1 rRNA gene (cut by a window edge) is annotated in these 2,500 nt (G+C 51.9%); it reads right to left on the bottom strand.

The features are described from left to right. Positions 1-150 precede the first annotated feature (150 nt). Positions 151-2,500 (bottom strand): 23S ribosomal RNA (locus J7E21_RS14870); it runs 586 nt beyond the window's last position.

The following is a 2,500-nucleotide window of genomic DNA, read 5'->3' on the forward strand; positions in this document are numbered from 1 at the left end:
CTTTTTTAAAGTTTTTCATATACTGTATTAATTTGAAAGACAAGATTCATTATATCAATAATACCGATTTTTTTCAAGCTTTTTCTCAAAAAATCTAATCTTATTCTTTCAAAACTGGATAAATCGACATTGTGAAACGCAATCAATATTTTGGTTAAGTCCTCGATCGATTAGTATTCGTCAGCTGCACGTGTCGCCACGCTTCCACCTCGAACCTATCTACCTCATCGTCTTTGAGGGATCTTACTTGCTTGCGCAATGGGAAATCTCATCTTGAGGGGGGCTTCGTGCTTAGATGCTTTCAGCACTTATCCCGGCCACACATAGCTACCCAGCGATGCTCTTGGCAGAACAACTGGTACACCAGCGGTGTGTCCATCCCGGTCCTCTCGTACTAAGGACAGCTCCTCTCAAATTTCCTGCGCCCGCGACGGATAGGGACCGAACTGTCTCACGACGTTCTGAACCCAGCTCGCGTACCGCTTTAATGGGCGAACAGCCCAACCCTTGGGACCGACTACAGCCCCAGGATGCGATGAGCCGACATCGAGGTGCCAAACCTCCCCGTCGATGTGGACTCTTGGGGGAGATAAGCCTGTTATCCCCGGGGTAGCTTTTATCCGTTGAGCGATGGCCCTTCCATGCGGAACCACCGGATCACTAAGCCCGTCTTTCGACCCTGCTCGACCTGTACGTCTCGCAGTCAAGCTCCCTTATGCCTTTACACTCTACGAATGATTTCCAACCATTCTGAGGGAACCTTTGGGCGCCTCCGTTACTCTTTAGGAGGCGACCGCCCCAGTCAAACTGCCCGCCTGACACTGTCTCCCAAGCCGCTAAGGCTTGTGGGTTAGAAGTTCAATACAACCAGGGTAGTATCCCACTGACGCCTTCCCCGAAGCTGGCGCTCCGGGTTCTCTGGCTCCTACCTATCCTGTACAAGTTGCACCAAAATTCAATATCAGGCTACAGTAAAGCTCCACGGGGTCTTTCCGTCCTGTCGCGGGTAACCTGCATCTTCACAGGTACTATAATTTCACCGAGTCTCTCGTTGAGACAGTGCCCAGATCGTTACGCCTTTCGTGCGGGTCGGAACTTACCCGACAAGGAATTTCGCTACCTTAGGACCGTTATAGTTACGGCCGCCGTTTACTGGGGCTTCGGTTCGCACCTTCGCTTGCGCTAAGCACTCCCCTTAACCTTCCAGCACCGGGCAGGCGTCAGCCCCTATACGTCACCTTACGGTTTTGCAGAGACCTGTGTTTTTGCTAAACAGTCGCCTGGGCCTATTCACTGCGGCTCTCTCGGGCTGTAACACCCTACCAGAGCACCCCTTCTCCCGAAGTTACGGGGTCATTTTGCCGAGTTCCTTAACGAGAGTTCACTCGCTCACCTTAGAATTCTCTTCTCGCCTACCTGTGTCGGTTTGCGGTACGGGCACCTCCCGCCTCGCTAGAGGCTTTTCTTGGCAGTGTGAAATCAGGGACTCTGAGGCATACGCCTCTTGCCGTCACCGCTCAATGTTTAATAGAAATGGGATTTGCCTCATTTCTCATCTCACGGCTTGGACGTGCACAACCAACGGCACGCTCACCTTATCCTTCTGCGTCCCCCCATTGCTCAAACGGCGGGGAGGTGGTACAGGAATATCAACCTGTTGTCCATCGTCTACGCCTATCGGCCTCGACTTAGGTCCCGACTAACCCTGAGCGGACGAGCCTTCCTCAGGAAACCTTAGGCATTCGGTGGACGGGATTCTCACCCGTCTTTCGTTACTCATACCGGCATTCTCACTTCTAAGCGCTCCACCAGTCCTTCCGGTCTGACTTCAACGCCCTTAGAACGCTCTCCTACCACGGACATCTAAGATGTCCATCCACAGCTTCGGTAATCCGTTTAGCCCCGGTACATTTTCGGCGCAGTGTCACTCGACCAGTGAGCTATTACGCACTCTTTAAATGATGGCTGCTTCTAAGCCAACATCCTGGTTGTCTAAGCAACGCCACATCCTTTTCCACTTAACGGATATTTGGGGACCTTAGCTGGTGGTCTGGGCTGTTTCCCTCTTGACTACGGATCTTATCACTCGCAGTCTGACTCCCAAGCATAAATCACTGGCATTCGGAGTTTGTCTGAATTCGGTAACCCGGGATGGGCCCCTAGTCCAAACAGTGCTCTACCTCCAGGATTCTTATCTTGAGGCTAGCCCTAAAGCTATTTCGGAGAGAACCAGCTATCTCCAGGTTCGATTGGAATTTCTCCGCTACCCACACCTCATCCCCGCACTTTTCAACGTGCGTGGGTTCGGGCCTCCAGTAAGTGTTACCTTACCTTCACCCTGGACATGGGTAGATCACCTGGTTTCGGGTCTACAACTGCATACTCTGTCGCCCTATTCAGACTCGCTTTCGCTGCGGCTCCGGCTTATAGGCCTTAACCTTGCATGCAATCGTAACTCGCCGGTTCATTCTACAAAAGGCACGCTATCACCCATTAACGG

The organism is Planococcus sp. ISL-109 (assembly GCF_018613655.1).
Taxonomy (GTDB): Bacteria; Bacillota; Bacilli; order Bacillales_A; family Planococcaceae; genus Planococcus.